This is a genomic window from uncultured Roseobacter sp., assembly GCF_947501835.1.
GTDB lineage: Bacteria > Pseudomonadota > Alphaproteobacteria > Rhodobacterales > Rhodobacteraceae > Roseobacter.
The window spans coordinates 1-4,220 of sequence record NZ_CANMXR010000045.1 but is presented as its reverse complement, the minus strand read 5'-3'; the positions used below and the strand labels follow the sequence as shown (position 1 = coordinate 4,220).

Sequence of the window (4,220 nt, the reverse complement as noted above, 5' to 3'; positions counted from 1 at the left end):
TTTCTGCGCATTGCTGTCTTTTGAACAGGCTGCAACAAAGGCTCAGCCCCCCTCCACACTACCTCGCCATCCCCTTGATCAATTCCGCCTGCCTTTGACGTGACACCGGCATGTAGGACCCGACAGTTACCGCCATACTTTCATGGCCCATGTTCATCGACCATGCTTTGAATTGCTCCATGTCGTTGCACATCTCCTTGCCAAGCATGGCAAGCGTCGTGCGGAAGCTGTGGGGCGTGTATTCCGGCAACTGCACCATAGCAAAGGCGTTGCGGATGATGGCGTTGAGTTTGCTGCCGTTGCTGTAGGGATCGCGCGAAAGACCCAGATTGACAAAACCACCACCCTTAGAAAAGCCTCTCTCAGGCTTGGGAAAGAGCGCGTCCTGGTCCCCGAACAGCTTTTCGTGGCGCAGATACTCAACCCATGCAGTGAAGCACGCCAGATAGGCCGGATCGACAGGGTAAAATGTCGTGTCGATGGTCTTGGAGAACTTGGTATTCACATCGCGCCCGTCTTGCAAAACCTTGCCATGAAAGAGGTCGATGTGCTTCAGGCGCAGGGACGCAACGGCACCGACACGCGCGCCTGTGAGCATAAAGAAGGCAAAGAGCGCCTTATCGCGTTTCTCAAAATCGGACCCGTCCGGCATCGCCTGAAAGGCATGGTATGCTGCCTCAACGCTTGGGTATTCCTTGTCACGTTTGGCGTGGGCCGCGCGCGCCGCCTTCAGACTGTTTTTGAAGTATGCTGTGTCGCTGTAAGTGATCTTGGACTTATAGCCTTGCTGCCCCGCCAGCCATTCAAAGAAGCCGCGCACCAATGCCAGGGTGGCGTCGATGGTGGACCCGCTCAAAGGGTTGCCGGTCCTGCCTTTGGCCTTCGCCAAATCAGTTTTGAACTTGGCGGGTTGCTCGATATGGAACCGCTTGAACGGCTTGAACCCGGTTGATTGTTCGAACTTCAACAGGGCCGACAACACCTTGTCTGTGGACTTTTCATCCAGCCCTTTTGCCTGCTCCAGATAATGCACGTAGGCCCGTTTCGCCCGCTCGTTTGCTTCGACTGTTTTCCGCATTGGGAAACTCCTTTTTGACCGCTCAAGTGATGTGTTTTTCAGATGGGTTGCCCGTAGCCCTCGAAGTGATGGTTCACAGTAGGTTTGTGAGGTTCGACTAGGCTTGCGACCCACTGCGTCTATCAATGGCGAATACTTCGCTCAAAGCCGCCAAACTGGCCTCGGCACTGAACTTCTGACAGGGGCGTTCGCAGGTCTCACAAAGCGCTTCGAGACGACCTCTTATCTGGTTGATCGGCACATAGTCCACCATCATGCCAAATGGCTTTTTTGGCGCTCGGCATTTGAAGCAATAGAATTGATCTGCGGCCAATGTGATCGTGCGCTTTTGCTGCCGTTTCGCTACGAACTCGATCAACGCCTCGCCGAGAATGTAGTGGGGCCGACCTTGATCGAGAACCTTCAACCCTTCGCCTTTCCACGCCCGCACCGTTTGGACGGATAGACCCAAAATACAGGCGGCGTCCTCATAGGTATAATGCCGGTGTTTCTTGATCCCGCGCGTTGAGACGCGCTTGCCCATCAGGCCGCCCCCTCTTTGCTGGGATCGACCCGGTTTGCCTCTGCCCACGCGTTCAGATCAGCGCCGCGATAGATGATCTTACGGCCCAGCTTGTAGAACGCCGGACCCATGCCTTTGTGACGCCATTGCGCCAGCTTGTCCCGGTCGCCGATGAGGTTGAGTTCCTCATCGCCAAGAACGTAGTTTCGGTTTTGCTCGAATAGGTTTGCCATGTTTTGGGTCCATTGGTTCTGTTTGCATGGACCACAATGTCTCTGATTTTGGTCGTTTCCTATCGGTGAAAAAGCCGGAAATGCCCGCCGGAAATGCCGGAAATCAGTCGAACTAACTCGAATAGAACACTTTCAGCTCTGATTTCAACCGTTCCTGAACAGTCGTTCGCCCAACTGATTTACCCAATTCATCCTCGGCAAACACAATCAATTCGTAGATACAGCTTTCTTTTGATGCGGGAAGCAAGCCCGCCTGACCCTGTTGTACCAGCCGATCACGCAATACCGACCAGTCCAGTGCCGGTGCACGGCCACGTTTGGTCTTTGGGGTACGAGTAAGCTCAGACGACCATAGAAAGCCCCCACACATCCGCGCCTCGACGGGTCGGGTTTGCATCAGTTTTGGTGCAATCATCTCGGCAATTGCGTCAGTCCCGCACCTTAGCGACACAAAATCACGATACTCATAGAGCACTGAATTTGATTTCCAGTCAGTAGTCAGCGTCAGCGCGGCGGGAGGCAATAATTGAAATTTACCGGCATCTTCGTACCGCTGCTGCTCTTTCAGGTTGACCCAACGTTCGAAATCGATGCCTTCGATTTCAAGGCTGCCATCAACAACTGCCGAAAATATTCGTGCCCAGGCCGCATCAAAGAAGGGTGCAAAATCTGCATTTACTGCTTTGACCAGTTTGAGTTCTTCTGCGAACTGCCGAAGCAATGAACGGTGTTCCTTGATCAGTAATGCGTTTAAATCGTATTCCTTACCCTCGTGATCCAGTATCATTAAGGGTGACGCCGCCCGCAGCTTATCGACCTGTTTTTCGCGCCATTCCAAATGATTAGCCGCACAAATTTCTGCCGCCTTTGTGTACCCGCGTCGAAGGGGAACTCCAGCGAAGACAAAATATCTCTGTCAAACCAAGCGAGTTCGCTTTGGGGCTGGAAGTTTCCCGGCATAAATTCCCAAGCAAACCTATATTCCACCTCGGTTGGATAGGTGTCGGATTGGCTCGCTTGCTCTGGAATTTCCCATTCCGCTTCCGGCACCTCACCAATCGCAAGCCACTCGACCGCTTCTGAAAGAAAGCAATATTCGGGAATTTCAATTGGTCGAAAGTAATTTGGCATCTCAAACAGACATTTTTATGATGTTTGTTTGCGAGCCTATCACGAAGTGCGACCACCGCTCCATCAGCAGCCTGCGCTTGTCCAGCAAATCAGACCGCGCATAGGCCCGTTCCACGTCTGACCCAACCTGATGCGCCAAGCTCATTTCGGCCACCTCACGCGGTGCATTGGCGACCTCTGAGGCCCAATCACGGAAGGTAGAGCGGAAACCGTGGACCGTGACCCCCTCAACCTGCATTCGGCGCAAGAGCATGAGCATCGACATGTTGGACAGCGGCTTGTGGCGTTTCTGGCCCTCGAACACATACTCAGATTGCATCGCTTGCAGCGGCTCGATGATCGACAGCATTTCATCCGTGAGCGGCACGCGGTGGTCCTCGCCCGTCTTCATGCGCTCCGCAGGACAGGTCCAAACACGTGCGTCCAGATCGACTTCACCCCATTTCATGCCCAGCACTTCGCCCGTGCGGGAACCCGTCAAGCAGGTAAACATCAGCGCCTTCGCGGCCATCGCATTGCGGGTTTTCAGATCAGCGTAGAACGTGGGCACATCCCGCCAGTGCATGGCCTTATGGTGCTGTACCTTGGCCTTGACCTTCGGCAGCGCACCCGCATCCTTGATCGCCGTGACGGGGTTTTCGCCGGATCGGAACCCTTTGGAGCGTGCCACATCCAGCACCGTCTTGATCCGCTGCGCCAGCCGTTTCGCAGTTTCGTGTTTTTCGGTCCAGATCGGCGCGAGGCACATCATCACTTCGGGCTGGTCAACGCTGTCAATCGGCATCCGGCCAATCTTGGGAAAGGCATAGTCGCGCAGTGTATTGATCCATTGTTGACCATGTTTGGCGTTTTTCCACGTGGGCAATCGGTCAATGTGGACCTGTTTGGCGAACTCTTCGAAGGTGGGAATGTCATGCGTGGCATTGAAACGCGGGTTCAGGCCGGTCTTGGCCATGCGCCGATACTCAAGCGCCCGTTCACGCGCTTGGTTGATCGTGACGATATCCGCACCCCCCAAACCAAAGTCCGTCCGCAGCGGCGCGCCCTTCTTGTTCTTCTGGCCCTTGACCACCACCCGCACAATCCAGCGCCGCGCACCAGACGGATCGACCACAAGGTAAAGGCCGTTCCCGTCGCCATGCCGCCCGGGGCCAAGGTTCTCGACAAGTTTCTTTGTCAGCTTGCCAGACAGGGCCATTCCCAAAGTACCACATTCTCTACCACTCAAGGAAAGAATATAGACGCCATCGAAAGAAACTCAAGGAAATGATGAAAC

Annotated in this window: 6 protein-coding genes; all 6 read right to left on the bottom strand. The window is 54.5% G+C overall.

Features of this window, described 5'->3' with window-relative positions; all coding sequences use genetic code 11:
- Nucleotides 1-58 precede the first annotated feature (58 nt).
- Complete coding sequence (locus Q1A20_RS25955) at nt 59-1,078, bottom strand: site-specific integrase (RefSeq protein ID WP_299919707.1); 1,020 nt, start codon at nt 1,076-1,078, stop codon at nt 59-61.
- 97 nt (nt 1,079-1,175) lie between these two features.
- On the bottom strand, nt 1,176-1,601 hold the full coding sequence (locus tag Q1A20_RS25950) for a helix-turn-helix domain-containing protein (RefSeq protein ID WP_299919704.1): 426 nt from the start codon (nt 1,599-1,601) through the stop codon (nt 1,176-1,178).
- A complete protein-coding gene (locus Q1A20_RS25945; protein WP_299919701.1) occupies nt 1,601-1,813 on the bottom strand; it encodes a MerR family transcriptional regulator in 213 nt (70 codons plus the stop codon). The genes Q1A20_RS25950 and Q1A20_RS25945 overlap by 1 nt, the downstream gene beginning before the upstream one ends.
- A gap of 112 nt (nt 1,814-1,925) precedes the next feature.
- A complete protein-coding gene (locus Q1A20_RS25940; RefSeq protein WP_299919698.1) occupies nt 1,926-2,651 on the bottom strand; it encodes a hypothetical protein in 726 nt (241 codons plus the stop codon).
- A complete protein-coding gene (locus tag Q1A20_RS25935; RefSeq protein WP_299410961.1) occupies nt 2,600-2,944 on the bottom strand; it encodes a hypothetical protein in 345 nt (114 codons plus the stop codon). The genes Q1A20_RS25940 and Q1A20_RS25935 overlap by 52 nt, the downstream gene beginning before the upstream one ends.
- A gap of 1 nt (nt 2,945) precedes the next feature.
- Entirely contained in the window at nt 2,946-4,142 is a 1,197-nt protein-coding gene (locus Q1A20_RS25930; RefSeq protein WP_299919695.1) for a site-specific integrase, read from the bottom strand.
- Nucleotides 4,143-4,220 lie beyond the last annotated feature (78 nt).